Source organism: Paenibacillus sinopodophylli, assembly GCF_005930355.1.
Taxonomy (GTDB): Bacteria; Bacillota; Bacilli; order Paenibacillales; family Paenibacillaceae; genus Pristimantibacillus; species Pristimantibacillus sinopodophylli.
The window spans coordinates 1-639 of sequence record NZ_VDBO01000057.1 but is presented as its reverse complement, the minus strand read 5'-3'; the positions used below and the strand labels follow the sequence as shown (position 1 = coordinate 639).

The 639-nt window shown below is 44.9% G+C and carries 1 protein-coding gene; it reads left to right on the top strand.

The features are described 5' to 3' along the window. Window positions 1–639, top strand: a 639-nt coding sequence (locus FGT79_RS31500) for a hypothetical protein (RefSeq protein ID WP_171056545.1), incomplete at both ends; no start/stop codon positions are given.

Genomic DNA, 639 nt, shown 5'->3' with positions numbered 1-639 from the left:
ACAGAGCACAATAGGTGGCAAGGTGGAAACGTCCAAGATCGGTAAGAAGGTTCCTGTACAGATTAAGATGAAAGAGAGCAATACGTCGATTAAGGACTGGGAATCCTATCTGAAGACGAGAAAAGACATCAAGATATACATACGCCTCTGGCGATCAGATGTGGTACAAGACAATGCCGGTAATACGGGAGCAGGACCTAAATGGTCCAAAGTGGGCTCAAGTCCAACCAATGAGATCGAAGTCGCGGTGTCAGCTGAAGAAGCGCTGCAGTATCTGAAAGGGAATAAACCACCTAGTTATATCGACGATTTAATGGATTACCCAATAGAGCCTGGGAAAAAAGTGAGCTTCAAGTATAATGTGTCTGTTTCTATTCGTTCAACTAATATTAAAACGGACTTGCGAGATTCGATTAGCTGTACGGGTATAGATTCACCTAAGATTGACTTCTATCGGCCTGACGAGCCAAAGGCTGGATTTGGGTATTACACCTCTACGCCGCAATACTGGTCCGAAATCAAAGAAGGTTCACCTAGTCTGACCGGTACAGGCTCTAATGAAACCTTTGAAGCGATGGCGGGTACGCCGACGACGCATAATCTGTATTTTGCATCCGGTGGTTCAGAATTTATAGTGGA